This is a genomic window from Wolbachia endosymbiont (group A) of Urophora cardui (assembly GCF_964028435.1).
Lineage (GTDB): Bacteria > Pseudomonadota > Alphaproteobacteria > Rickettsiales > Anaplasmataceae > Wolbachia.
Genome location: NZ_OZ034774.1, coordinates 1,187,601 through 1,213,262, shown reverse-complemented (window position 1 = coordinate 1,213,262; position 25,662 = coordinate 1,187,601). Strand labels below are relative to the sequence as shown.

The 25,662-nt window shown below is 35.8% G+C and carries 19 protein-coding genes and 2 tRNA genes; 15 read left to right on the top strand and 6 right to left on the bottom strand.

Annotated elements, in window-relative coordinates; genetic code table 11:
• Positions 1-80: 80 nt before the first annotated feature.
• From ABWU38_RS05840 to ABWU38_RS05825, 4 genes are all read right to left on the bottom strand, one after another.
• Positions 81-737, bottom strand: coding sequence for an exopolysaccharide biosynthesis protein (locus ABWU38_RS05840; RefSeq protein WP_264735898.1), 657 nt, complete (start codon positions 735-737; stop codon positions 81-83).
• 226 nt (positions 738-963) lie between these two features.
• Positions 964-2,058 (bottom strand): hypothetical protein, encoded by a 1,095-nt coding sequence (locus ABWU38_RS05835; RefSeq protein WP_353272648.1) that lies wholly within the window; start codon positions 2,056-2,058, stop codon positions 964-966.
• Positions 2,059-2,347: 289 nt separating this feature from the next.
• Positions 2,348-2,515 (bottom strand): twin-arginine translocase TatA/TatE family subunit, encoded by a 168-nt coding sequence (locus tag ABWU38_RS05830; RefSeq protein ID WP_006013840.1) that lies wholly within the window; start codon positions 2,513-2,515, stop codon positions 2,348-2,350.
• 173 nt (positions 2,516-2,688) lie between these two features.
• Positions 2,689-3,417, bottom strand: a complete 729-nt coding sequence (locus ABWU38_RS05825) for an ABC transporter ATP-binding protein (RefSeq protein WP_253309408.1) — start codon at positions 3,415-3,417, stop codon at positions 2,689-2,691.
• Between the two features lie 148 nt (positions 3,418-3,565).
• Between ABWU38_RS05825 and ABWU38_RS05820 the strand changes: the two genes are divergently transcribed.
• The 13 genes from ABWU38_RS05820 (at position 3,566) to ABWU38_RS05760 (ending at position 20,328) form a co-directional block, all read left to right on the top strand.
• Positions 3,566-3,642, top strand: a tRNA-Arg gene (locus ABWU38_RS05820).
• Between the two features lie 784 nt (positions 3,643-4,426).
• The gene (gene rpsL, locus ABWU38_RS05815; protein ID WP_006279787.1) at positions 4,427-4,801 is read left to right on the top strand and encodes a 30S ribosomal protein S12; all 375 of its coding nucleotides are present in this window, start codon (positions 4,427-4,429) and stop codon (positions 4,799-4,801) included.
• Between the two features lie 5 nt (positions 4,802-4,806).
• Entirely contained in the window at positions 4,807-5,286 is a 480-nt protein-coding gene (rpsG, locus tag ABWU38_RS05810) for a 30S ribosomal protein S7 (protein WP_253307294.1), read from the top strand.
• Positions 5,287-5,307: 21 nt separating this feature from the next.
• Positions 5,308-7,380 carry an elongation factor G gene (gene fusA / locus ABWU38_RS05805; protein ID WP_253307295.1) on the top strand — a complete coding sequence of 691 codons (2,073 nt, stop codon included), beginning with the start codon at positions 5,308-5,310 and terminating at the stop codon, positions 7,378-7,380.
• Positions 7,381-7,391: 11 nt separating this feature from the next.
• Positions 7,392-8,564 carry an elongation factor Tu gene (tuf, locus tag ABWU38_RS05800; RefSeq protein ID WP_353272616.1) on the top strand — a complete coding sequence of 391 codons (1,173 nt, stop codon included), beginning with the start codon at positions 7,392-7,394 and terminating at the stop codon, positions 8,562-8,564.
• A gap of 13 nt (positions 8,565-8,577) precedes the next feature.
• Positions 8,578-8,650, top strand: a tRNA-Trp gene (locus tag ABWU38_RS05795).
• 19 nt (positions 8,651-8,669) lie between these two features.
• Positions 8,670-8,870, top strand: coding sequence for a preprotein translocase subunit SecE (gene secE, locus ABWU38_RS05790; protein WP_205517846.1), 201 nt, complete (start codon positions 8,670-8,672; stop codon positions 8,868-8,870).
• The gene (gene nusG / locus ABWU38_RS05785) at positions 8,860-9,696 is read left to right on the top strand and encodes a transcription termination/antitermination protein NusG (RefSeq protein ID WP_309166466.1); all 837 of its coding nucleotides are present in this window, start codon (positions 8,860-8,862) and stop codon (positions 9,694-9,696) included. The genes secE and nusG overlap by 11 nt, the downstream gene beginning before the upstream one ends.
• A 2-nt stretch (positions 9,697-9,698) precedes the next feature.
• Positions 9,699-10,139 carry a 50S ribosomal protein L11 gene (locus tag ABWU38_RS05780; protein WP_253307298.1) on the top strand — a complete coding sequence of 147 codons (441 nt, stop codon included), beginning with the start codon at positions 9,699-9,701 and terminating at the stop codon, positions 10,137-10,139.
• Positions 10,140-10,143: 4 nt separating this feature from the next.
• A complete protein-coding gene (rplA, locus tag ABWU38_RS05775; RefSeq protein ID WP_253307299.1) occupies positions 10,144-10,797 on the top strand; it encodes a 50S ribosomal protein L1 in 654 nt (217 codons plus the stop codon).
• A gap of 12 nt (positions 10,798-10,809) precedes the next feature.
• A complete protein-coding gene (gene rplJ, locus ABWU38_RS05770; RefSeq protein ID WP_253307300.1) occupies positions 10,810-11,328 on the top strand; it encodes a 50S ribosomal protein L10 in 519 nt (172 codons plus the stop codon).
• A gap of 26 nt (positions 11,329-11,354) precedes the next feature.
• A complete protein-coding gene (rplL, locus tag ABWU38_RS05765; RefSeq protein WP_253307301.1) occupies positions 11,355-11,756 on the top strand; it encodes a 50S ribosomal protein L7/L12 in 402 nt (133 codons plus the stop codon).
• Between the two features lie 58 nt (positions 11,757-11,814).
• A complete protein-coding gene (locus tag ABWU38_RS05760) occupies positions 11,815-20,328 on the top strand; it encodes a DNA-directed RNA polymerase subunit beta/beta' (protein ID WP_353272647.1) in 8,514 nt (2,837 codons plus the stop codon).
• Positions 20,329-20,334: 6 nt separating this feature from the next.
• Here ABWU38_RS05760 and dusB read toward each other — a convergent pair whose 3' ends face one another.
• Together dusB and ABWU38_RS05750 are read right to left on the bottom strand one after the other, a co-directional pair.
• Positions 20,335-21,297: a tRNA dihydrouridine synthase DusB gene (gene dusB / locus ABWU38_RS05755; RefSeq protein ID WP_353272646.1), complete on the bottom strand. Its 963-nt coding sequence runs from the start codon at positions 21,295-21,297 to the stop codon at positions 20,335-20,337.
• Between the two features lie 28 nt (positions 21,298-21,325).
• Positions 21,326-22,606, bottom strand: a complete 1,281-nt coding sequence (locus ABWU38_RS05750) for a hypothetical protein (protein ID WP_265045400.1) — start codon at positions 22,604-22,606, stop codon at positions 21,326-21,328.
• Between the two features lie 143 nt (positions 22,607-22,749).
• On the opposite strand from ABWU38_RS05750, the gene serS reads away from it, so the two are divergent.
• Together serS and purD are read left to right on the top strand one after the other, a co-directional pair.
• Entirely contained in the window at positions 22,750-24,027 is a 1,278-nt protein-coding gene (serS, locus tag ABWU38_RS05745) for a serine--tRNA ligase (protein ID WP_264687727.1), read from the top strand.
• A gap of 34 nt (positions 24,028-24,061) precedes the next feature.
• The gene (purD, locus tag ABWU38_RS05740) at positions 24,062-25,333 is read left to right on the top strand and encodes a phosphoribosylamine--glycine ligase (RefSeq protein WP_353272645.1); all 1,272 of its coding nucleotides are present in this window, start codon (positions 24,062-24,064) and stop codon (positions 25,331-25,333) included.
• The last annotated feature ends 329 nt before the right edge of the window (positions 25,334-25,662 follow it).

Below are 25,662 nucleotides of genomic sequence, written 5' to 3'. Positions count from 1 at the left end.
TTGATAAAAGTAATTCTTAACACAATTATTGTTTTATTTCAATATGCATATTCATTTCGCGCTAGTACTTCATTCTTTTGTTAAAGTGTTGTAAAGCTTTTAAGAAGAGAAAGTGCTCCGGTTATAAGTTGTGGTCCTTTGACTATTACAACAAGAGTAAGCAACAACGCACACAATGACACTAAAACTCCCAATATGGATAGAAACCCGTCTTTACTCATAATACCAAGTGAAATAAGAGTTGTGCCAATTGCAGGAAGGAAGTGAGTAAAAGGTAATGGAAGAGCTATTATTATTGCACAAAGCAACATCATAAAAGCCAGAATCTTCTCACCAGGCCCATAGAAAATGAAAGATAGTCTTGGCTTCATGAATTTTTCTATTTTTTCTAATACAGGGGAAGTTTTCTCTACCACAAGAGCTAGTGTTGAACGCTGAAAAGACCTTCTTTCTAGCCAACTGGGCATCCAAGGAGAATCAAATCCAAATAGAAGCTGCAGTGAGAATAAGATTAAAGGTATAGAAAGAATAGTTGTATAACCAGGTGGAACCGGTATAGGCACCGATAGCGGCAAGGAGAAGATGATTATTAAAATACCAAAACCGCGCTCATGCAAAGCTGTTTTAATGTCAAACAAAGTTACTTTATCGCTATCATTGTTATTGGTATCTGCAACCTCTTTTAGAATATCAGAAGCTAGTTTTTTATCTTTAGTTAGTTTCTCACTTTTTTGCACAATTATCCTTTAATCAAACTATTCCTTTTAAACTAACGTAATTATTGCTGTATTTCAATATACATTTATTATTGTTAATTGTTAGAGTTAAAGTACAATCGTAATTTTGTCATTATACTTGCAGTTGGTGCAAATGAAGTTGTTTGTTACAGCATCAATGCAATACAGTTTTCCCTTGCGTGTTTTTTGGGTTACACGCAAGGGTTAAACTACCTATAAAAAAAAGTTATAGTATATCATTAGTATCTGACTGTGAATAATGACTTTCGTCACTTAATGGATCAGAATACAATGAACTCTGTGATAATTCGATAGATTCACTTTCTTCTTCTGTGCCCCATATCCATGATATAAAACTTCTAAAAATAGATGCAATAGATGAAAATACACCAGGTTCACTCGTTTGTGTAGATTGACTTTCTTCTGTGTTATCATCTAGCTTAGCGGTTTCTTTTTGCACTTCTCTTTTTTCTCTATAGAGTTCTTTGTTATTATATAGTGTATCTCCTTCTGTTTCCTCTTCCTCCACTATATTTGTTTTTTTATCATCTTCATTGCTTTCTCTAAGCTCTAATGCCTTGTTATGAGCTGGATTTTCATATTCTTCAGTTTGATATTCTTTTATCTCTCCACTATCTATATCTTTTTTGTTTTCTTTTTCTACTTGACTCCCAATTAAATTTCCAACTAATTCAGGGTCTAATGAATTCTTCATACTTGTTAATAGCTCATTTTGGAACACATGGCCCAGCTCATGAACTAAAACAAAGTCCATACCGGCAAATTTGTATACTACTATCGCTTTACCATCAGTTGCACCATAAGCATTATCTGCGTCAATGCCAGCTAATTCATTATATTTCTGGTAATCATTCTTGTTGTTAAAAACATTAACTTCTAAATTTAAAGTTGTTTCAGGTTTGTTTACATCAAACAATTTTTTAAAATTTTCATAAGCAGCATGAATGTCCTTTTGAATTTGGAACTTCTCTTGTGATGACATGTCATCATACCTTATATTATATTTTATACCTTCATCTTGGAATGAAAATACTTTTGGTAATACTTCCTCTATAGTTTCTGGTGCTTTGTCAAAGATCTTTGACTCTGAAGGCTTGTATATCTTATTAAAGAATTTTGGTATACATTGTTCTCTAATGTTATATATATGATTCCCATCCATATCACGAACTTCATAATTGTATACAGGATTTGAGTTATTTTTGATTAATTGAAACTTTTGTCCATTAGTGTTAATACCTATTTTACCATTATAATCTTCAGAATAGTTTTTGTATTGTTGATTGTTATTTTTACTCATTTTCGTACCTCACTATTTAAATAAATTTACTCTTACATTATCAGTATAGTATGTATAAAAATTTATTAATAATAATGATTGTATTTTTAAATTTTCACTACAAGACTTGTTTGTATGCTATATAAAGTGACCGCGAAAATTTCTATAAAGCATTTTAACAATATTAGAAAAATTATGAATTCAGAGGAAGGTGAAGCAGACGCAACAGCTTAAGCGGAAAGATTGAAAAATAATTGATGCTTTAAGTGAGTAACACGCACCTTAGTGCGTGTCACGAAGTATGAGGACGCTAACGATCTGGTTCATTAGACGATAATTTTTCTGAGTCCTTAAGCTCCTGTTTAAGGTTTTTGATGCCTTTTCCTAAATCACCCATAACTTGCGGTAATCTGCCTGCACCAAACAGAACTAAAATTATTATTAAGACTAGAAACAATTGCCATGGTCCTAAACTCATTTTCACCTCCATTTAAAATATTGACCTTTAAATATTAAAACTTGACTGAAGTCAAGTAACACATAGATTATATCACCTTTATTTAATTATAAATCAAGGTTTTTTAATTATTTTATAACAATTCCAAATTAGATTGTTTTCTTGCAGCGAATAAGTGGAAACTTTTCGCTTAACTATAGAGTAGAGGAGAGCTCACTAAAAAACTTTGCTAGCGTATCATCTTTAGGCCTATGGTATATATCGCTAGAAACTCCTGATTGAATAATTTTACCATTTTTCATTACGTAGATAAAATCTGCAACTTTCAATGCTTCTTGCGGGTCATGAGTTACCATTAGCACAGGGATATTTTTACTTCTAAAAAGGGACAATATATGTTGTCTTATTCGGCACTTGAGCAGTATATCCAAATTAGAAAATGGTTCATCTAACAACACAACATCAGGGTTTTGTGCCATCACTCTTGCTATTGCAACTAATTGTTGCTGTCCTCCAGATAAGGCGTTAGGGTACATATTTTCATATTTTTCTATATTGAGTAACTTCAAGATTTCCAATGCAATTAGGTGCTTTTCTCTCTTGGAAGAGCTGCGGATAGCAAAGGTTATATTTTCTACTACTGTTTTGTGAGGAAATAATGCAGAATGCTGAAAAATCAATCCGATATTTCTATGCTCTATAGCGACTGATGCCTTATTGCTTGCAACTAACCTATCATTTATAAAAATAGTTCCAGATTTTGGATTTTCTATCCCTGCAATTAATTTCAAAATTGTTGACTTGCCACAGCCAGAATGCCCCAATAAACATGCAACACTTCCTTTTTTTACTTTAATGTTTATATTGCTTAAAGCAAAGTCGTCTTGATTGTTATAGAAATAACCAATGTTGTTAACTAGCATTAATCTTACTTAAACCATGTTATTAAATATAATAGCATTATACTCAAGAAGTACAGAAATGTTTCTTGTCGTCATAAATTGGTTATGCAAGAAATCTAGAAAAGAGAAGGATTTTTTGCTATAACTTTACATAAATGGTAGGAAACACGGGACTATAGCTCAGCAGGATAGAGCGTTGGACTCCTAATCCGAAGGTCGTGCGTTCGAATCGCACTAGTCCCACCACATTGCTTCACAAATTTCATGGAGATTTTTTTTCACAAATACACACACCTATTCCAGTGTCAAGCACTGGAATGACAAGTTCTTGGCAACCCCTACGTCATACCGCCGCGGTATCTCTTAGCATAGATCCCGCTAACAAGGCAGCGGGATGACGAGGTTATCGTCATGCCACCGCGAACCGTCATACCGCCACGAACCGTCATACCGCGATTCATTCGCGGTATCTCTTAGCATAGATCCCGCTAACACGTAGCGGGATACTTGACCTTTACAGGGATGACGGTTGTCGTTTAGTTATAAATATTTAAGAAATTTACCAGGCAGAAAAAAAAGGCAAAGAACTCCCGTGGTGCGAGTTTTGACCCTATAATAATTTAAACTGGCGCTGTAATAATGTGCTAACGCTTAAAATAAGCGCGATTTGGCTGAATGTAGAAAAAATAAAAAAGACATGCAGCCGCTATAATTTTATGTAATCCGCCAAAAAATACCCTAAGTTTTTTACTGAATTTTGTCATTGAGCCTGCAGGTCAAAAACAAGTTTTGAGTCATGAATACCCTTACTATCATAATAAGGGGGCTGGCGGAGTTTGTCAAGGAAGTTTTTTGTTTCTACTGAATGACAGTTGTGGCTTGGGAGGTAGTGCAAGAAGTCTACTGATGGCTTTCAAAGCAGTTGAGCTTAATTATTAGAGTAGTAATGTTTATTTTTATATTGACTATTGAGGTTTATTATTTTATAACTAAAAACTTAGTTATTTTAATGAGCTTGAATTTATAACATATGCCTACGATAAATCAATTAATACGTAAGGGTAGATTAGGATTGACCCATAAGAAAAAGGTACCAGCTTTGGGAGAAAGCAACCCTCAAAGGAGGGGTGTTTGCACTAAGGTGTATACTACAACTCCTAGGAAGCCTAACTCAGCACTCCGTAAAGTAGCCAGAGTAAAAATTAGTGGGTATGGTGAAGTGACAGCTTATATACCTGGTGAAGGTCATAATTTACAAGAGCATTCTGTTGTTTTGATACGTGGTGGGCGGGTTAAAGATTTGCCAGGTGTGCGTTATCACATAATAAGAGGTGCCCTTGATCTGCGTGGCGTGCAAAATCGAAAGAAAGCTCGTTCAAAATATGGTGTAAAGAAATCTGGTTAAAATTTATGGCTCGTCGGAATAAAGCAAAAAAAAGAGAAATAAGTCCTGATTCGCGTTATGGCAGTGTTTTGCTGATGCGTTTCATTAATACAATCATGAAATGTGGTAAAAAATCTACTGCAGAAAAGATTATCTATGACGCTTTGTCTTTAGCTGAAAAGAAAATAGGCGAAGGTGGGTTATCAATTTTTGAAACAGCGGTAGGAAATGTTACTCCTTCTATAGAAGTGCGTTCTCGACGCATTGGTGGTGCAACTTATCAAGTGCCTGTTGAAGTTCGACAAGATAGAGCGATTTCTTTAGCGTTAAGGTGGATTGCTAAAGCAACTTCTGCTGCTCGAAAAAAGAGTGGAAAAACCACTGTTGATTGTTTGCAATCTGAAATACTGGATGCTTATAATAAACGCGGTGGTGCGTTTAAGATGTGCGAAGAAAAATATAAAATGGCTGAGGCTAATAAGGCATTTTCTCATCTTCGTTTTTAATGTTAGCTAATTAATTGTGATATGGAAATTGGGATATCTAAATACAGAAATATAGGAATAATGGCTCACATAGATGCTGGTAAGACTACCACAACAGAGCGTATTTTATTTTATACTGGTAAGCAAAATAGAATTGGTGAAGTGCACGATGGGGCAGCTTCTATGGATTGGATGGAGCAGGAAAAAGAGCGTGGTATTACAATCACATCTGCTGCAACAACATGTTTTTGGAATGATCATAGGGTCAATATAATAGACACTCCAGGTCACGTTGATTTCACTATTGAAGTTGAGAGATCTTTAAGGGTTTTGGATGGTGCAGTTGCTGTATTTGATGGAGTTGCTGGAGTTGAACCTCAATCTGAAACAGTTTGGCGTCAAGCTGATAAATATAGCGTTCCTCGTATCTGCTTTGTTAATAAGATGGATAGAATAGGGGCAAATTTTTATCGATGTGTTGATATGATAAAGACGAAGCTTGGTGCAGCACCTTTAGTCATTCAGTTGCCAATAGGAAGTGAGAAAGATTTCAAAGGTATAATTGACCTTATTTCTATGAAAGCCATTATATGGCAAGAAGAAACGTTGGGTGCTAAATTTTCTTATGAAGATATTCCTTCTGATTTGCTTGACAAGGCTCAAGAATATCGAAATCTTTTATTAGATGCTGCAGCTGAGATGGATGATGAAGCGATGAATACTTACTTTGAGTCTAATGATCTGCCAGTAGATTTACTGAAAAAATGCGTGAGAAATGGAACCATCAAAGGAAAATTTGTTCCTGTATTATGTGGATCAGCTTTTAAAAATAAAGGCGTACAACCACTTTTAGATGGTGTGGTTGACTTTTTACCTTCTCCTATTGATGTTGATGTAATTGTTGGAACTGATCCTAAAGATTCAGAAAAGAAAATTGAGATCAAACCTTCAGAAAAAGAGAAATTCGTTGCTCTTGCGTTTAAAGTGATGACGGATAAGTTTGTAGGCAGCTTGACGTTTATTCGTATTTATTCCGGTAAGTTAAAATCCAAATCCGCTGTGTTAAATGCGGGAAAAAATGAGACTGAAGGAATTGGCAGAATGCTGCTTATGCATGCAAATAATAGAGAAGATATAAACGAAGCTAAAGTTGGCGATATAGTTGCCTTAGTTGGATTAAAGAGAACAATTACTGGTGACACTTTATGTTCACCTGATTTTCCTATATTATTAGAGCGTATGGAATTTCCTGAGCCTGTTATTGAAATTGCTGTGGAACCTAAAACTACTTCAGATCAGGAAAAATTAGGTGTTGCTTTAAATAGATTGGTTGCAGAAGATCCTTCTTTAAGAATGTCAGTAAATGCGGAGAGTGGACAGACTATATTGAAAGGCATGGGTGAGCTGCATCTTGAGATTATTGTTGATAGAATGAAGCGCGAGTTTAACGTTGAAGCTAACGTCGGTGCGCCTCAAGTTGCATATCGTGAAACTATCACTAAATCTGTTGAAATTGATTATACTCATAAAAAACAGTCCGGCGGTGCTGGCCAATTTGCAAAAGTAAAGATTATATTTGAACCTCTTGAGCCTGGTTCTGGGTTTCAATTTGAAAGTAAAATTGTAGGTGGTGCAATTCCAAAAGAATATATTCCTGGTGTACAAAATGGTTTAGAGTTGATAAAAGAAGGAGGCATGATCTCTGGTTTTCCGGTTATTGATTTTAAGGCTACCCTTATTGATGGTGCTTTTCATGAAGTTGATTCTAGTCCTTTAGCTTTTGAACTTGCTGCTAAAGGTGCTTTTAAAGAGATGGCAAATAAAGCTGGTCCAAAAATGTTAGAACCTATAATGAAAGTTGAAATCATTACGCCTGAAGAGTATATGGGCGATATCATGGGCGATGTAAATAGCAGAAGGGGGCAAGTTTCAAGTATGGAAACGCATAATAGTAGCACTATAATTCTTGCTTTCGTACCTCTTGCGAATATGTTTGGTTATATAAATGTTTTGCGTTCTATATCTCAGGGAAGAGCTCAGTATAGTATGCATTTTTCTTATTATGAACAAGTACCACAATATGTGGTTGATGAGTTAAAGTTAAAGTATAATTAAGGGTAATAATTATGACAGCAGTAGTGGAAGCATTTGGAAAGCCGCATGTAAATGTGGGAACAATAGGACATGTGGATCATGGGAAGACAACGTTAACAGCGGCGATAACAAAGCATTATGGAAATTTTGTAGCGTACGATCAGATAGATAAGGCGCCAGAAGAAAGGAAAAGGGGGATAACGATAGCAACAGCGCATGTTGAGTATCAGACGGAAAAAAGGCATTATGCACACGTTGATTGTCCTGGACATGCTGACTATGTAAAGAACATGATAGTAGGTGCAGCACAGATGGATGCGGCGATATTGGTAGTGTCGGGGGTTGATGGGCCAATGCCACAAACGAGAGAGCATATATTGCTAGCGAAGCAGGTAGGTGTTGGATATATCGTGGTGTATATAAATAAAGCTGATGTTGCTGATGCTGATATGATAGATTTGGTAGAAATGGAAGTGAGGGAATTGCTGAATAAATACGGATTTCCAGGGGATGAAGTGCCTGTGGTAGTGGGGTCTGCATTGAAAGCGCTGGAGGATGGCAGTAGCGAATATGGAAAGAAATCAATAGATAAATTGATGGAAAAGTTAGATGAGTATGTGGCAGTTCCACCAAGGCCTGTGGATTTACCATTTTTATTGCCAATCGAGGATGTATTTTCGATATCGGGGCGAGGAACGGTGGTAACAGGAAGGATAGAGAAGGGAGAGATAAAGACGGGAGAAGAGATAGAGATAATAGGTCTGAAAGCGACGCAAAAGACGATATGCACAGGTGTAGAAATGTTTAAGAAGTTGCTGGATAAGGGGAGTGCAGGACTCAATGTAGGAATATTGTTAAGAGGAACAAAAAGAGAAGAAGTGGAGAGAGGGCAAGTATTAGCAAAACCGGGGACGATAACGCCGCATAGAAAGTTTAGGGCGGAGGTTTATATATTAAAGAAAGAGGAAGGAGGAAGGCATACACCATTTTTTGCGAATTACCAGCCACAGTTTTATTTAAGGACAACGGATGTAACCGGGAGCATAAAATTGCTAGATGGGAAGGAGATGGTAATGCCAGGAGATAATGTGAGTGTAGAAGTAGAATTGCAAGTACCGATAGCAATGGATAAGGGATTGCGTTTTGCGATAAGAGAAGGCGGTAGAACTGTTGGTTCTGGTGTTGTTTCTGAAATTTTGGAGTGAGAGTTTGAGTTATAGGAGTGTAGCTCAATTGGTAGAGCGCTGGTCTCCAAAACCAGAGGTTGTAGGTTCAATTCCTATCGCTCCTGCATTAATGTTGTGGTGAAAATGTTAAAAAGTTTGTGTGTTTTTTTCTATGATATAAAGCAAGAAATACGAAGAATTGCTTGGGTAAAGAAACAGGAGGTGTTGTCATCTCTATTTGTTGTGATGATTGTTATATTATGCTTTTCGATTTTCTTCTGTTTTGTGGATTTTATGTCTCTTTACGTAATTAAGGCTTTATTTGGAATTATTTATGGAATGTGAATATAAATGGTATATCATTAGAGTTGATTATGGATATGAGCAAAATATACGCGAATTGGTAAGTAATGCTGTTTATTTTAAGGAAGTGTTTATTCCTTATCAAACGGTATGTAATTCAAAGTCTGATATAAAAGAGTTATGTGAAGTGTATGTATATATGCATCTATGTGATGAAAGCAAAAATATTTTGAATCAAACGCCTGGATTCTGCAGTGGCGAATCTGGTGATTTTGAGATGATTTCAGATGATGAGATAAGTTTAAAGTGTAAAGAATTTAATAGATATAAATGGTATATCTTGAGAGTTGCTTCCAATTGTGAAGAGAAAGTGCGCCAACATATATTGGAAAATTCTATGAGATTGAGTGTTAATGGTTACTTTAAGGAAGTTTTTATTCCATATGAAGAGCTAAGTGAAGTAGAGTTGAAATCTAAGAAAATTGCTACACGAAGGAAATGCTTTCCTGGTTATGTCTTTTTATACGTGAATTTATGCGATGAAGTATTGAATTTTATCAATAATATACCAAAATCTCTTAAGGTTTATGGATTTTTGAAAAATGGTAATATTCCAAAGGTGATTTTGGATGATGAGATTCACTCAATGTGTAATGCACTTTATAATGCTCAAGAGACAAAGAAGTTAGGTTATGGTTATGAAAAAGGTGAAAAAGTGAAAATTAATGATGGTCTTTTTCAAAATTTTACTGGTAAGGTAAATATGGTAAACGATGAGAAAAAAATTATTAATGTGGAAGTATCAATTTTAGGTAAGCCGACAATAATAGAGCTTGATCTGGCTCAAGTAGAGAAAATAGAGGATTAATTATGAGTGTTATAGTTGCTAAGATTAACTTACTTATGGAAGCTGGGAAAGCAATTCCAGGACCGAAAATTGCTTCAGTACTTGGTCCACGTGGTATACCTGTTCCTAAGTTTTGTGAAGCTTTTAATAAAGTTACTAGCGCTGCTAACGCTAATTATAAAGTAGGCGATTTAGTAACAGTGCGAATTTCCATAAAGGATGATCGCTCTCATGATTTTACTGTCAGCGGTCCACCTGTGGCTTATTTACTTAAGCAGGAGGCTAAATTAAGTAAAAGTTCTGGTAATCCTGGTAAAGAATTAGTGGCTAAATTACCTATGTCTGCTATAATTAAAGTGGCAAAGTGCAAGATGGTTGATATGAAAGTGGATAATGAAGATTCAGCAGTGAAAATGGTTGTAGGCACTGCAAAATCTATGGGTATAGAAGTTGTGGAAGGTTAGGTAAATGAATACATATAATGATAATCCTAAGCAGTGTTTGAAGAAGATTATTGAGTCTGCTTCAGCAAAATTTAATGAATCAGTTGATATTGCAGTCAATTTAGGCGTAGATTCACGTAAATCTGAAGAGCAGGTGCGTGGTACAGTAGTTTTGCCTAAAGGTATCGGGAAGAATATTAAAGTAGCTGTTTTCGCTCAAGATAAACATTTATTAGAAGCTGAAAAAGCTGGTGCTGATATTGCAGGAGGAGAGGATTTAGTTGAAGAAATAAAAAAGGGTAGAAAATTAGATGTTGATTGGTGCATTACTACTCCTGATTTTATGGCAAAAATCACTCCTATTGCAAAAATATTGGGTGCTAAAGGGCTGATGCCTAACCCTAAATTTGGTACTGTGACTTCTAACATTGCAGAAGCTATTAAAACCATTAAGTCTGGTCAGATAAAATTTAGAACAGATAAAAATGGTGTTATTCATGGTAAATTAGGAAATATTAAATTTGATATTGATGACTTGCTAGAAAATTTAAAAGCCTTTCTTAAAGTAATTAAAGATAATAAACCTATTTCTGCGAAAGGAATTTACTTTAAGGGTGTTTTTTTAAATTCAACTATGGGTGAAGCTTATAAGATAAGCAAAGTGGAAGATATAATTTAAGGGAGTGATACCGTGAAGCGTAAAAATAAGGATGAATTTATACAGAGCACAATAAACGTATTTGTAAATAATGATTTCTTGATATTAGTAAATTTTAAATCTATAAATGCTAATGATTCATTAACTCTGAGGAATAGCCTGAAGTCTATAGCAGGTGGGGTATTAGTAGTTAAAAACACTCTAGCGCGCTTGGCTTTGGAAAGGACTGGTAAATTTTCTTATTTATCAGGCAAATTTTCTGGTTCTGTTGCTATTATATACTCTAGTGGCATAGTAGAAGCTGCAAAGTTAATAGTTGATTTTATTAATGCTAACAAAGAAAAAATGTCTGTGATTTGCGCGGCTCATATAAATGAATTGTTAACAGTGGAAGATGTTAATAAACTGGCTAAGTTGCCTTCTTTGGATGAGTTGCGTGTTAAAATTATGCGTTTAATATCTTATGATATTCCTGCTCGATTGGCGTTGTCTATTAATTCATCTTCTATGAGGCTTATGAGAGTTTTGGATTATTATAGTTCTAAAAAATAAATTTGTTGTTAAGTAAGGTGGTAATTATGAGTAATGTAACAAGTGATTTGGTTGATAAAATATTATCTTTAAACCTATTAGAGGCTTCTGAACTTGTAAAAGTTCTAGAAGAGAAAATAGGGTTGCCTGCTGGTTCTTTTCTTGGTGGGGCTGTTGGTGCTGGGGCGCCTATTAGTGATAATGCTGCTGCTCCTGCTGCTCAAGAAAAAGCTGAGTATAAAGTTGTGATTAAAGAAATTGATGCGAGTAAAAAAATAGGAGTTATTAAAGCTGTGAGAGAAGTTAATTCTACATTGGGTTTAAAAGAAGCAAAAGAGTTGGTTGAATCTTTACCTAAAGATTTAACTGCTAATGTTCCTAAAGACGAAGCAGAAAAAATCAAGCAAAAACTTATTGAAGCAGGAGCAACTAAAGTGGAGCTTGAATAATATTTAATGTATTAATTTTATATTGATATAGCTCTTTTAATTAGTTTGGGGTATTTTAATGGTTGATTCTTCTTATATGTACGCTTCTGGTGCTTTTGTCCCTAGAGTTTCTTATTCTAGGTCGATTGATTTAAAAGATTCTTTATTGGATTTGGTTAAGGTTCAAAAAGAATCGTATGATTCATTTGCTCCTAAGAATAAGGGTAATGAAAGACTTGAAGTTATCTTTCATACAATCTTTCCAATAAATGATCCTTTGCGTAGGGCTACTATTGAGTTTATAAGTTGTAGGGTAGATGATCCTAAGTATGATGAATCTGAGTGTATAAAGCGTGGTGTAACTTTTTCTGCTCAGGTTATTGCTTCTATACGTCTTGTTGTTATGCAGGATGGTATTTCTCTTGATGAATATAAATCGATTAAAGAGAGTGGAGATCATTCTAAACTTGCAACCGTTGTAAAATCTATAGAAGAGCAGGAAGTCCACTTTTGTGGGTTGCCTATGATGACTGATAAGGGCACTTTCATCATTAATGGTGTAGAAAAAGTTATTGTCTCACAAATGCATAGGTCTCCTGGTGTATTTTTTGATAGCGATAAGGGAAAAACTTACAATTCTGGTAAATTGATCTATTCTGCTAGAATTATTCCTTATAGGGGTTCTTGGCTTGATATTGAATTTGATGTTAAAGACCATTTGTATTTTCGTGTTGATAGAAAAAGAAAATTGCCAATCTCAGTTTTGTTAAAGGCGTTAGGTCTATCAAATAATGATATACTCGATAGATTTTATGAGAAAATAAAGTATGTAAAACATAAAGATGGTTGGAAAGTGCCTTTTGTTCCTGATAAATTTAAAGGAGTGAGGTTGCCTTTCGACTTAATGGATATTGAAGGTAATGTGCTGCTTAAAGCTAACGTTCGTATCACCTCAAGACTAGCTAAAAAGCTATATGATAATGAATTGAAAGAGTATCTGGTTCCTTTTAATTCTATATGTGGTTTATTCCTCGCAGAAGATTTAATGGATAGTGCTAGCTCTACGAAAATTTTATCTGCTGGTGAATCTATAAAGCTGGAAGACATAAAGAAGCTTGAGTTATTGTCTGTGGATGAAATATCAGTATTGAACATAGATAATGTATCTGTTGGGCCTTATATATTAAATACGCTTTTCTTAGACGAAAACATGTCTTATCAGGATGCGCTATATGAAATATATAGAGTTTTGCGTCCTGGTGAAGTTCCTGTTTTAGAGATAGTAGAGGAGTTTTTCCGTAATCTTTTCTTCAGTCCGGAATATTATGATTTGTCTAACATTGGTAGGTTGAAGCTTAACTCTTACCTTGGATTAAATTATGATGAGGATTTAACTGTTTTAACGTATGAAGATATTATTGAAATTGTAAAAAAAATAGTATTGTTACGTGACGGTCAAGGATCTGTAGATGATATTGATCATTTAGGAAACAGAAGAGTAAGATCAGTTGGAGAGTTTATAGAAAATCAATTTAGAACTGGGTTGTTGAAATTGGAACGCGCAATAGTTGATTCTATGTCCACTTCTAGTTTAGATAAAGTTTCTCCATCTGATTTTATTAATCCAAAAGTGTTAACTAATGTCTTAAGAGATTTCTTCAATTCTTCTCAATTATCTCAATTTATGGATCAGACTAATCCGTTATCTGAAATAACACATAAAAGAAGGTTGTCCGCGTTAGGTCCTGGCGGTTTAACAAGAGAACGGGCAGGATTTGAAGTGCGTGATGTTCATCCAACTCATTATGGAAGAATTTGCCCTATTGAGACTCCTGAAGGGCAAAACATAGGGTTAATCAACAGTTTAGCTATATACGCGCGTATTAATAAATATGGTTTCATTGAAAGTCCTTATAGAAAAGTAGTTAATAGGGTTGTTACTGATCAAATTGAGTATCTGTCTGCCATAGATGAAGGTTTATATTATATAGCTGATACCAGCGCAAAGCTCGATGAAAATAATTGCTTTGTTGATGATATGCTATACTGTAGATATGCTAGTAGTTTCATTATGGTAAGTAGTGATCAGGTGAGTTACATTGACGTATCTCCTAAGCAGGTAATATCAGTTGCGGCTTCCTTGATTCCATTTTTAGAAAATGATGATGCTAATAGAGCATTAATGGGCTCAAATATGCAACGTCAGGCCGTACCTTTATTGAAGCCTACCGCTCCTCTGGTTGCTACTGGTATGGAGTCTTTTGTAGCTTCTGGCTCTGGTGCTGTAGTTTTAGCAAAACGCGATGGCATAGTTGATAGTTCTGATAGTAACTCTATAGTTATACGTGCTTTTGATAAAGAAAGGGTTAACTACTTGGACGTAGATATTTATCATCTAAGGAAATTTCAGCGTTCTAACCATAATACTTGTATTAATCAAAGACCGCTAGTGTGCGTAGGTGATTATGTTAAAAAGGGTGATGTAATAGCTGATGGTCCTGCAATTAACAGTGGTGAGTTGGCGCTTGGTAAAAATTTGCTAGTCGCTTTTATGTCTTGGCAAGGTTATAATTTTGAAGACTCTATTATTATTTCTAGTGAAGTTGTTAAAAAAGATCTCTTTACTTCTATTCATATAGAAGAATTTGACTGTGTTGTACATGATACCCCTTTAGGATCAGAAAAAATAACTCGTGCTATACCTGGTGTTAATGAAGAAAATCTATATCACTTGGATGATAGTGGTATAGTGAAAATTGGTACAAGAGTTGGTCCAGGCTATATTCTGGTAGGTAAAGTTACACCTAAACCTTCTCTTTCATTGCCTCCTGAAACGAAGTTATTAATGACAATTTTTGGTGAAAAGTCATTCGATTGTGCAGATTCCTCTTTATATACATCTCCAGATGTTGAAGGGACAGTAATTGATGTACAAGTCTTTACACGCAGGGGGGTTGAAGAAAATGAAAGGGCATTACTCATCAAACAAAAAGAGGTAAATGACTTTGAGGAAGAGCGAGATTATATAATCAATGTTACTAGTGAATATTTCTATGATGAACTGAAGAAACTTCTTATTAATTCTGGTTCTCAAGATCGAGAAAAATTTGACTCTATTGAACGTGAGCAATGGTGGGGTATAGGATTAAAAAACCAACCCATTTCTGAGCAAGTTAAGAGCTTAAAAAAAGATTTTGATGAAAAAGTATCACATGCAATAGCACAGTTTAAGCGAAAAGTAGAAAAATTACATGAAGGTTATGACCTGCCTCAAGGTGTGTCGATGTCAGTAAAAGTTTTCATTGCTGTGAAACATAGTCTGCAACCAGGGGATAAAATGGCTGGTAGACATGGGAATAAAGGTGTGATCTCTCGAGTTGTGCCAGTGGAAGATATGCCTTATTTGGAAGATGGTACTCCTGTTGATATTATTCTTAACCCTCTTGGTGTTCCTTCACGAATGAATGTAGGGCAAATACTGGAAACGCATGTAGGTTGGGCTTGTAGAAAATTAGGGGAAAGGGTAAGTAATATTCTCGATGAGATCAATAAAATCAAAAGTGCTTTTTGCAAGGGAATTAGGTCCCTTAACGATGATAATTTTACACAATTTGCAGTAGCATACCTTGACAATAAAAAAATTGAAAATATTGATGATGATGAAATAATGGCTTCTGTTTTAAATACACCTAATAAAAATGCACTAAATGACGAGTTGAATGCGTTAGTAGAGAACTATTTGAACTCTTGTAAAAGTTCATACAGCAATTTACGTAATTTCCTGATTGAGGTTTATAGCTATGGTAGTAACGTATCTATCTGTAATGATATTCGTAATATTAGTGATAATAATCTCATTGAATTTGCACGTAAATTACGTGATGGCGTTCCTGTTGCTGCACCTGTATTTGAGGGTCCAAAAGATGAACAAATAGCAAAATTATTTGAACTTGCTGGTTTGGATAACTCTGGACAAGCTGTATTATATGACGGTTGCAGTGGTGAAAAATTCGACCGCAAGGTTACAGTTGGTTACATGTACATGCTTAAGTTGCACCACTTGGTTGATGGTAAAATTCATGCGCGTTCAGTAGGGCCTTATAGTTTGGTTACTCAACAACCTCTAGGAGGAAAATCTCATTTTGGTGGTCAGCGTTTTGGTGAAATGGAATGTTGGGCATTACAAGCCTATGGTGCTGCTTATACTTTGCAGGAAATGTTAACTGTGAAGTCTGATGATATTAATGGTAGAGTTAAGATTTACGAATCGATAATAAAAGGTGACAGTAATTTTGAATGTGGAATTCCTGAATCCTTTAATGTGATGATAAAAGAACTACGTTCTTTATGTTTAAATGTAGATTTAAAGCAAAATGATGTAGTGATTGAAGATATATCTCACACTAACATTGCACAACCTTTTAATGAGGTTAGCATATCGATTGCTAGCCCTGAAAGTATTAAGCGTATATCTTGTGGTGAGATAGAAGATGTTTCAACTGCAAATTATCGTACGTTCAAAGTTGAGAAAGGTGGATTATTTTGCCCTAAGGTTTTTGGCCCTGTCAATGACGATGAATGTTTATGTGGAAAATACAAAAAAAGAAGACACAGAGGTCGCATATGTGAAAAATGCGGAGTAGAAGTTACATCTTCTAAAGTAAGAAGAGAAAGGATGGGTCATATAGAGCTTGCATCTCCTGTTGCTCATATATGGTTTTTGAAATCGCTTCCTTCAAGAATTGGAGCATTATTGGATATGTCTCTCAGAGATATTGAGAATATTTTATATAGCGATAATTATATCGTGATAGATCCTCTTGTTTCGCCTTTTGAAAAAGGTGAGATTATTAGTGAAAAAGCTTATAATGAAGCTAAAGATAGCTATGGGATCGATAGTTTTGTAGCTATGCAAGGTGTTGAAGCTATAAGAGAGTTGCTAACGCGCCTTGATTTACATGAAATTAGGAAGGATTTAAGACTAGAATTAGAGTCTGTTGCTTCTGAGATAAGAAGAAAGAAAATTATAAAGAGATTGCGTATTATTGAAAACTTCATTAAATCTGGAAATAGGCCTGAGTGGATGATACTTACAACTATACCTATTTTACCACCTGATTTGCGTCCTTTGGTATCGCTTGAAAGTGGTCGTCCTGCAGTTTCTGATCTGAATCATCATTATAGGACTATTATTAATAGAAATAACAGGTTGAGGAAATTGTTGAGCTTAAATCCTCCTGAGATTATGATTCGTAATGAAAAAAGGATGTTACAAGAAGCAGTTGATTCTCTTTTTGATAATAGTCGTCGTAATACTTTGGTAAACAAAGCTGGTGCTGTTGGATATAAAAAGTCCATTAGTGATATGTTAAAAGGAAAACAGGGTCGTTTTCGCCAGAACCTCTTAGGAAAAAGGGTAGACTACTCTGGACGTTCTGTAATAGTTGTTGGTCCAACTTTGAAACTAAATCAGTGTGGATTACCAAAAAGAATGGCTCTTGAACTATTCAAACCTTTTGTTTACTCAAAGCTTAAGATGTATGGTATGGCTCCAACTATTAAGTTTGCTAGTAAGTTGATAAGAGCAGAAAAACCAGAAGTTTGGGATATGCTTGAAGAGGTAATAAAAGAGCATCCTGTTTTGTTGAATAGAGCGCCTACGCTACATAGACTTGGTATTCAGGCTTTTGAGCCAATCCTTATTGAAGGCAAAGCAATACAGCTTCATCCGCTTGTCTGTACGGCGTTTAATGCTGATTTTGATGGTGACCAAATGGCAGTGCATGTGCCAATTTCATTGGAAGCTCAGCTTGAAGCTAGGGTGTTGATGATGTCCACTAATAACGTTTTAAGTCCTTCTAATGGCAGACCGATTATAGTTCCTAGTAAAGATATAGTACTTGGTATATATTATCTGACTTTACAAGAACCTAAGGAAGATAATTTACCATCTTTTGGTGCTTTTTGTGAAGTTGAGCATTCTTTGAGTGATGGTACTTTACATATTCATTCTAGTATAAAGTATAGGATGGAGTATATTAATAGCAGCGGTGAAACTCACTATAAAACTGTTTGTACAACTCCTGGCCGTTTAATATTATGGCAAATTTTTCCTAAGCATGAGAATCTAGGCTTCGATCTAATAAATCAGATATTAACAGTCAAGGAAATAACTGGTATAGTTGATTTAGTATATCGTAACTGTGGTCAAAGTGCTACAGTGGCATTTTCTGATAAATTAATGGTACTTGGCTTTGAGTATGCCACATTTTCTGGTGTTTCTTTTGGTCGTTGTGATCTGGTTATACCTGAAACTAAAGCTACACATGTTGATCACGCGAGGGGTGAAATTAAGAAATTCTCTATGCAATATCAAGATGGGCTAATAACTAGAAGTGAGAGGTATAACAAGGTTATAGATGAATGGTCTAAGTGTACGGATATGATAGCTAATGATATGTTAAAAGCAATATCTATATATGATGGAAATAGTAAGTACAACTCAGTGTATATGATGGTTAACTCTGGTGCAAGGGGTTCTACTTCACAGATGAAACAGCTAGCAGGAATGCGAGGGCTCATGACCAAACCTTCTGGTGAGATTATAGAAACACCTATAATTTCTAATTTCCGTGAAGGATTGAACGTATTTGAATACTTTAATTCTACTCACGGTGCGCGTAAAGGTTTAGCTGACACTGCGCTTAAAACTGCAAACTCTGGATACTTAACTCGTCGTTTAGTTGATGTGTCTCAAAATTGCATAGTTACAAAGCATGACTGTAAAACAAAAAATGGTCTTGTTGTGAGAGCTACAGTTGAAGGAAGTACTATAGTTGCATCTCTAGAGAGTGTTGTGCTGGGTAGAACATCTGCAAATGGTATATATAACCCAGTGACAAAAGAATTATTAGTAAAAGCAGGGGAATTAATTGATGAGGATAAAGTAAAGCAAATCAGCATTGCAGGTCTTGATGCTGTAAAAATTAGATCGCCTTTAACTTGTGAAATAAGTCCTGGTGTGTGTTCTTTGTGTTATGGAAGAGACCTTGCAACTGGTAAAATTGTTTCAATAGGTGAAGCAGTTGGTGTTATAGCTGCTCAATCTGTTGGAGAGCCAGGTACTCAGTTAACGATGCGTACTTTCCATATAGGTGGGGTAATGACTAGAGGCGTTGAATCCTCAAATATTATAGCTTCTATTAGTGCTAAAATAAAGTTAAACAATAGTAATATAATTATAGATAGAAACGGAAATAAAATTGTGATAAGCCGTTCCTGTGAAGTCGTGTTGGTTGATAGCCTTGGTAGTGAGAAGTTGAAGCATAGTGTACCTTACGGTGCTAAACTTTATGTGGATGAGAGTGGGTCAGTAAAAATTGGCGATAAAGTTGCGGAATGGGATCCTTATACATTGCCTATTATCACGGAGAAGACTGGTACAGTGTCTTATCAGGACTTAAAAGATGGAATTTCGATCACTGAAGTGATGGATGAATCTACAGGAATATCAAGCAAAGTAGTAAAAGACTGGAAATTGTATTCTGGTGGAGCTAGTTTACGTCCTCGTATTGTGCTGCTTGACGATAATGGTGAAGTAATGACACTCGCAAGTGGCGTTGAAGCATGTTATTTTATACCAATTGGTGCAGTGCTCAATGTACAAAATGGCCAGAAGGTTCATGCAGGTGATGTTATTACAAGAACACCAAGAGAGTCAGTTAAAACTCGTGATATTACTGGTGGTTTACCGAGGGTTATAGAGTTATTTGAAGCACGTCGTCCTAAAGAGCATGCTATTGTTAGTGAGATAGATGGCTATGTAGCGTTTTCTGAAAAAGACCGTAGAGGAAAACGCAGTATATTAATTAAACCTGTAGATGAACAAATTTCTCCAGTTGAATATTTGGTATCAAGAAGTAAGCATGTAATAGTCAATGAAGGTGATTTTGTACGTAAAGGTGATCTATTGATGGATGGTGACCCTGATCTCCATGATATTTTACGTGTGCTTGGGTTAGAAGCTTTAGCGCACTATATGATTTCTGAAATACAGCAAGTTTATAGATTGCAGGGTGTTCGTATAGACAACAAGCATTTAGAGGTGATCTTAAAACAAATGCTACAAAAAGTGGAAATTACTGATCCTGGTGATACTATGTACTTGGTTGGCGAAAGCATTGACAAGCTGGAAGTTGATAGGGAAAATGATGCTATGAGTAACTCTGGCAAACGGCCTGCTCATTATCTTCCTATTCTGCAGGGGATTACTAGGGCAAGTCTTGAAACTAGCTCCTTTATTTCTGCTGCTTCTTTCCAAGAGACAACAAAAGTACTTACAGAAGCAGCATTCTGCGGGAAGAGTGATCCTTTAAGTGGATTAAAAGAAAATGTTATAGTAGGAAGATTAATTCCTGCTGGTACAGGTTTGATTATGAATAAGATCAGAGCACTTTCACTTTGTGATAATATAGATAAATATGAAAAATATTTTGATATTGAAACTTATGACGAGAAATGGTTTATGGATAATAATTGTCATTTACACTCTGGTGAGGAAGAGAGCGTAGTGGCATATGATCAGTCGAATTGAGTACAGCTAGTGTGTCTCTTGACCAAAAAAGCCAATAATATTTTCTTTCACTTCTGTGCTATCTATCATGTTATTTACTCTCATGCGAAATTCAGATGAGCTTTGAAGCCCGCTACTGTACCAACCTATGTGTTTGCGGGCCATCTTTATTCCTGTGTTATTTCCATAGTACTCAAGAATATTGTCGTAATGCTCGAGTATGATGCTTAATCTCTCTGAAGCTGTTGGCTCAGAAGTTTCACTTCCACTGAGAAAGTTCATTGCTTGATTAATCAGCCAAGGTTTACCGTAGGCACCACGACCTATCATCACTCCGTCTGCTCCAGATTCTTTGAGAGCATTCTGAATATCATTTAAATTTTTAATATCGCCATTTACTATAACTGGAATTTTCACTTGCTCCTTAACATTTCTAACGAATTTCCAATCTGCTTGGCTGTTATAGAGCTGTGCCCTCGTTCTTCCATGCACAGTGATCATTTTTGCTCCTAAGTCTTCGGCAATTTTCGCAAGCCTCGGTGCATTGCGATTTTCATCGTTCCATCCAGTGCGCATTTTTACCGTAACTGGCACATTCACTGCTTTGACCACGGCCTCAATTATCTCAGCGGCTTTTTTCTCATCGCGCATTAGTGCTGATCCTGCATAACCGTTTACAACTTTTTTAACAGGACAACCGAAATTTATATCTATTATTTTTGCACCCATATCCTCGTTGAGCTTTGCAGCCTCTGCCATTACATCCGGCTCGCATCCAGCAAGCTGCACAGCAGTTAATTCATCGACTTTTGCTTTTTGCAGACTCTGGCGAGTTTGCATAATCATGGCTCTGCTTGCAATCATTTCTGAAACTAACAAACTTGCACCTAGCTTCTTTACAATACTTCTAAACGGATAATCAGTTACCCCTGACATTGGAGCTAAAATAACTGAAGAATCAATCGTCAAACTTCCTATTTGGAGGGGCATAAGGTTAATGGTAATCCTTCATTGTAAACTATATAGCAAACTGAGCTGTATTCTGCACCCTTGAGGTAAGAGAGGTGTCCGTTCCTGGTGGAAGATCGCATAAAAGCCCGTTTTCTAGATCTTCCTTCCATTTTTCATCTTCCATAAGCGCTTTTGTAAACTCTCTTCTTTTCTTTTGCAATTGTTCTGGATTAGGCTTGTATTCCGATAACTCTGCGTCAATTTCATCAAATGATTTACCTTCGTTGAGCATTTGCGTAATCCTATGAGCGTTTTCCAATGCAAATATTCCACAATTATGTCCATCGCTTTGTTGTTTGGCTCCGGAGCTTCTTATATTACAGTTCTCTATTTCCAAAACTGCTTCCAGTGCGCTCACTATATTATCAGTATTTATTGGGACATTAATTAATTCATTTTTCTTGTTCCGACACGTTTGTGCTGTCTCTTTGACATCTTTACTCATTTCTTTTTTTCCTTGCGCATTCAACTCACTAGCTTGATCAGTAAGAGGTGTAACCAATTCTTTAATTGCATTTGCAAGTTCTATTTTCTTACGTTGACTACCAGGACTTGGTAAATCAGCACTAAAAGAATCACAATAATAAGCTCTAAATTGTTTATTATCCGAGTTGTATGCAACAACTAGCGTTACCCAATGATTACCACCCAAATTAATAACTGAAGTAAATATCCTTTTCGAACTCTCTCGTTCTGCTTTATTTTTATATTCTCCCAACCTTTCACTCAAGGTTTCAAGATTACCAGGAATACAGAAGAATACACCATCCGTAAAATCTTCTGAATACTTATATTTAATTCTTGCAATATTAGCAATATCATGTTGCTGCAACCAGTAAGCGTAATTCTTTCTATTTGTTTGATGCACAAGAGTGTCCAAATTTTCATGAAACTCTTTACCACCCAAACCACTATCCAAAGAGCTTCTACGACTACTGTTCCTTGAATCGGGTTCACTGCCTGGTACAACACCACTATCTCCATCTTGAGTTTTTTGCTCACCTTGACCTGCTCCTTTTCCATTAACATAACCTTTTACCAAGTGAAATAAAGGTTTAACAATCATTTTGTATGCTGCTGTAAGGACTACTCCCATTATAATCCAAATCACAGGATGAGAAATTAGCATAGCAAGTGGAAAGGTCAATAGAGGAAATCCTATTATCAACCCCAAACAGCCAACAGCAAATGTGGCTGCTAGGCATACGCAAGTAGCGTAGATAACGAATTTCCCACCAGCAAAGTAAGTGCTCTCTTTAAATTGATTATATTTTTCTGTGATGCCCATACTACATCCTATGAATGCTAAGTTAATTAAATTTTAACAAATTCTAACAAAAAAATCAACCATAATAATTTTAATAGTATGAGAAAATATTGAATATTAAGAGCTTTTGAAGTACAGTAACAGTGTTAGTAATAGCACAATATATGCACGATATAGAATATATACGCAAAAACCCTGAAGGATTTGAAAAGGCAATGAAAAGCAGGGGGATAAGAGAGTTTACTGCAAAAGAGATATTAGAAATTGATCACGAGAAAAGGTCATTAACCACTAAATTGCAAGATTTAAATAGGCAGCGCAATGAAATCACAGAGGAAATAAAGAAGCTTAAAATGAGCAAGAGCCCTTGTGAAGAGCAAATAGAGTTGTCAAAAGACATCACGAATGAGATAGAGGCAATTAGCTTAAAGGAACAAGCAGAAAAGGATAAGTTAGTGAATGTTTTATCTAACTTGCCGAATATTCCTGCGCAAGATGTGCCAATAGGCGCAGATGAGAACTCTAATTTAGAGGTGAGAAGATATGGAGGAAAAAGACAGTTTGATTTTGTACCAGAATCTCATTATGAACTCGGAGAAAAATTAGGTTTAATGGACTTCGAACAAGCGGCGAAAATTTCCGGATCAAGATTTGCGATATTAAAAGGACAGTTAGCTAAGCTTGGACGAGCGCTAATAAATTTTATGCTTGAAATGCATGTTAATGAATTTGGCTATACTGAGGTGTACCACCCAGCTTTGGTGAAAAACGAAGCTATGTATAACGTTGGTCAGCTACCAAAATTTTCTGACGATTCGTATTTAACTACCGACGAATTGAGGTTGATTCCCACAAGTGAAGTGTTTTTAACAAATTTGGTTGCTGATAAAATAGTAGAGGAAAAAGAACTGCCTATTCGTTTTACTGCGTATTCAGAGTGTTTTCGTAAAGAAGCAGGCAGCGCAGGGCGAGACACGAGAGGCATGATAAGGCAACACCAATTTGGTAAAGTGGAGTTGGTGAGTATTACAACTGAAGACCAATCAAATGATGAACTTGAGCGCATGACGAGTGTTGTTGAAGAGATATTAAAAAAACTAGAATTACCGTATAGAGTAATGCTACTGTGTAGTGGTGATATGGGTTTTGCTGCACAAAGGACTTATGACATAGAGGTATGGTTACCTGAGCAAAATAAATATAGAGAAATATCAAGCTGCTCAAATTGTGGTGCATTTCAAGCAAGAAGGATGAACGCTAAATACTCTTCAGAAACTGATAAAAAGATAAAAAAATATGTTCACACTTTAAACGGCTCAGCTTTAGCTATAGGAAGAACGATTGTTGCCATAATGGAGAATCATCAAAATTCTGACGGGTCGATTGCAATACCAAACGTGTTGCAAAAATACATGAGTAATGATACTGTTATAAGCAAATAATAATTTTGACATATAGAAAAGCGAGGAAATAAAGATGAAGGTTCTGGTTATAGGTTCTGGTGGACGTGAGCACGCTCTACTTTGGGCTCTAAAAAAATCTCCTATCTTGACTGAGTTATATGTAACTCCTGGTCGCCAAGCTATGAAAGATCTTGGGACTCTTGTGGATGTAAATATTCAAAATTCAGTGGATGTTACACAATTTTGCAAGAGAGAAAATATAGAGTTGGTTGTTATTGGTCCAGAACAACCAATAATTGATGGACTTGCTGATGATTTAGTTGCAGAGGGAATAAATGTTTTTGCTCCGAGTCAAGCAACTGCAAAACTTGAGGGATCAAAGTCTTTCACCAAAGGACTATGCAAGCGATATGGCATACCAACTGCCAAGTACGAGTGTTTTGTTGATGAAGGATTAGCTAAAGATTTTGTACGTAGCAATAAAATAAAGTTTCCACTTGTAGTGAAAGCAAATGGAATTGCGGCAGGGAAAGGCGTGATGATATGTTGCGCAGAAAACGAAGCTTTTTCAGCAATAGATTCAATGCTAGTGGAGAAAGAATTTGGTGAATCAGGTGAAGAAATAATCATAGAAGAATTTTTAATTGGAGAAGAAGTAAGCTTTTTTGCTCTTGTTGATGGGTTGAAAGTAGTAACTCTTGGGTGCGCAAAAGATTATAAGAGAGTGAATGAAAATAATGAAGGCCAAAATACTGGGGGTATGGGATCGTACTCATCACCTTCAATTATAAGTAAGGACATGGAGCAAAAAATCATCCAAAAAATAATATACCCTACAGCTCAAGCATTGGTTAACATGGGTACGCCTTATAAGGGAGTACTCTTTGCTGGTTTAATGATTTGCAGAGATGGCCCAAAACTTCTCGAGTATAACGTTAGATTCGGTGATCCAGAAACGCAATCTATATTACCTAGATTTGATTCAAATTGCGATTTGTTAAAATTGATGTTGTCAGTTGCAGAAGGAAAGTTAAATGTCAAAATGGTGGAACTTAACAACAAATCTACAGTTTGTGTAGTTGTTGCAAGTAAAGGCTATCCGGGTGATTATCAAAAGGGAGAAGTAATTAAGGGATTAGATAAAATTGAAAGCATTCTTGGTATATTGGTATTTCACGCTGGTACTAAATTAGATGAGAGTGGTAATTGGGTTTCAGATGGCGGAAGAGTGCTAAATATAGTAGCAGAAGGGAGCACTATAGAGGAAGCCAAAAGTAAGGTGTACTCAGCATTAAATTTTTTAGAATGGCCAGGGGGCTTCTTCAGATACGATATTGGTAGTTAATGTTAGCTGTCGGTTAGCAGGTAGACCAACCGATTCCAAAACGAACACCCCTCACGCTAGCTGATTTTTGTTGCTGAAAATGGTTGTATTATTTAAGTTTTTAGTAGTATTCAATGCTAAATTAACATTGATTCGTCAGGAAACAGCGAAGAAAAATGTATCCGTTAAGGGAAGTGGCAAAGAAAAAAAATAAGTGAAAGAATATATTAAAGTGATAATAATGCAAAATATTTGGTAGCAATTGTAGAGCTAGATGTTTCAACTGTTAATTAGTCTTGTCGAGCTGTATAATACCAATTCTCAATAATAATGAGACAAATGAAAAAGAG

Coding starts and splice junctions, on each gene's coding strand:
- rplA (WP_253307299.1), top strand. CDS start 10,144: ATGAATACATATAATGATAATCCTAAGCAGTGTTTGAAGAAGATTATT.
- serS (WP_264687727.1), top strand. CDS start 22,750: ATGCACGATATAGAATATATACGCAAAAACCCTGAAGGATTTGAAAAG.
- fusA (WP_253307295.1), top strand. CDS start 5,308: ATGGAAATTGGGATATCTAAATACAGAAATATAGGAATAATGGCTCAC.
- ABWU38_RS05780 (WP_253307298.1), top strand. CDS start 9,699: ATGAGTGTTATAGTTGCTAAGATTAACTTACTTATGGAAGCTGGGAAA.
- ABWU38_RS05760 (WP_353272647.1), top strand. CDS start 11,815: ATGGTTGATTCTTCTTATATGTACGCTTCTGGTGCTTTTGTCCCTAGA.
- ABWU38_RS05835 (WP_353272648.1), bottom strand. CDS start 2,058: ATGAGTAAAAATAACAATCAACAATACAAAAACTATTCTGAAGATTAT.
- secE (WP_205517846.1), top strand. CDS start 8,670: ATGTTAAAAAGTTTGTGTGTTTTTTTCTATGATATAAAGCAAGAAATA.
- ABWU38_RS05830 (WP_006013840.1), bottom strand. CDS start 2,515: ATGAGTTTAGGACCATGGCAATTGTTTCTAGTCTTAATAATAATTTTA.
- rpsG (WP_253307294.1), top strand. CDS start 4,807: ATGGCTCGTCGGAATAAAGCAAAAAAAAGAGAAATAAGTCCTGATTCG.
- tuf (WP_353272616.1), top strand. CDS start 7,392: ATGACAGCAGTAGTGGAAGCATTTGGAAAGCCGCATGTAAATGTGGGA.
- rpsL (WP_006279787.1), top strand. CDS start 4,427: ATGCCTACGATAAATCAATTAATACGTAAGGGTAGATTAGGATTGACC.
- ABWU38_RS05825 (WP_253309408.1), bottom strand. CDS start 3,417: ATGCTAGTTAACAACATTGGTTATTTCTATAACAATCAAGACGACTTT.
- dusB (WP_353272646.1), bottom strand. CDS start 21,297: ATGCCCCTCCAAATAGGAAGTTTGACGATTGATTCTTCAGTTATTTTA.
- purD (WP_353272645.1), top strand. CDS start 24,062: ATGAAGGTTCTGGTTATAGGTTCTGGTGGACGTGAGCACGCTCTACTT.
- ABWU38_RS05750 (WP_265045400.1), bottom strand. CDS start 22,606: ATGGGCATCACAGAAAAATATAATCAATTTAAAGAGAGCACTTACTTT.
- nusG (WP_309166466.1), top strand. CDS start 8,860: ATGGAATGTGAATATAAATGGTATATCATTAGAGTTGATTATGGATAT.
- rplL (WP_253307301.1), top strand. CDS start 11,355: ATGAGTAATGTAACAAGTGATTTGGTTGATAAAATATTATCTTTAAAC.